The sequence below is a fragment of the Bradyrhizobium sp. NBAIM08 genome (genome assembly GCF_020193935.1).
GTDB classification, from domain to species: domain Bacteria; phylum Pseudomonadota; class Alphaproteobacteria; order Rhizobiales; family Xanthobacteraceae; genus Bradyrhizobium; species Bradyrhizobium yuanmingense.
Genome location: NZ_JADYVR010000409.1, coordinates 1 through 443, shown reverse-complemented (window position 1 = coordinate 443; position 443 = coordinate 1). Strand labels below are relative to the sequence as shown.

Sequence of the window (443 nt, the reverse complement as noted above, 5' to 3'; positions counted from 1 at the left end):
ACCGAGGAGGTGCCAAGAGTTCGCGCGTCGTTTCCGTCACGACACCGGTTGATATCGCGGCCGCGCCGGATGGGTTCAGGGCGACCTCCGTCTCCCCGTCCGAAGTCGACATGTCTTGGGATGACACGAGCCATGAGGACGGTTATGCGATCTGCCAATTGGTCGGAGATACCTGGGAGCAAATCGCATACCCGGAATCCGTTGAGGATACTTATACCGTGACGGGGCTGGTCCCCGGTGCCACCTATCAGTTCTCTGTGCAGGCTTCTTATCCCGACACGGCGTATGGCGGCTCATACTTCTCGGATGTGTCGAATTCGGTGACCGTCACGATGCCGTCGGGACGTCCGTCGACGCCTGTCGGTTTCAGGGCGACCGCCGCTTCCGGGTCCGAAGTCGACATGTCTTGGAATGACACGAGCCATGAGGACGGTTATGCGATC

1 protein-coding gene is annotated in these 443 nt (G+C 59.8%); it reads left to right on the top strand.

From position 1 onward, the window contains the following. Nucleotides 1–53: 53 nt before the first annotated feature. Nucleotides 54–443: fibronectin type III domain-containing protein (locus tag I6F37_RS40155; protein WP_225154401.1), on the top strand; the 390-nt coding region annotated here is incomplete at its 3' end.